Source organism: Halalkalibacter lacteus (genome assembly GCF_036663595.1).
Taxonomy (GTDB): domain Bacteria; phylum Bacillota; class Bacilli; order Bacillales; family Bacillaceae_D; genus Halalkalibacter; species Halalkalibacter lacteus.
Genome location: NZ_JAWRVL010000284.1, coordinates 1 through 261, shown reverse-complemented (window position 1 = coordinate 261; position 261 = coordinate 1). Strand labels below are relative to the sequence as shown.

The 261-nt window shown below is 72.8% G+C and carries 1 protein-coding gene; it reads left to right on the top strand.

Annotated features, from left to right (window positions below; translation table 11 throughout):
* Positions 1–260: hypothetical protein (locus SAZ04_RS22370; RefSeq protein ID WP_332699858.1), on the top strand; the 260-nt coding region annotated here is incomplete at its 5' end.
* Position 261: the final 1 nt, after the last annotated feature.

Genomic DNA, 261 nt, shown 5'->3' with positions numbered 1-261 from the left:
CCGCCGACTGCTCGGCCGAAGGGACGATCCACTACCCGGCGGCGATGGGCGGAGGTACTGCGCGCCTCGTGTACGGCCGCGGCCAGCTCAGCGAGCTGGCACCGCACGAGCTGACCCAGTTCGGCGCGGCCGACACCACCTTCCCCGACTACTCGACGGGCGACCAGTACCTCACCGACGCGCAGTTCGGCGCGCTCGTGCGGTTGGGCGCGCACGTCGGCGAGCGCCTCGCCTCCCGCGTCACCACCGTGACCACGTGAG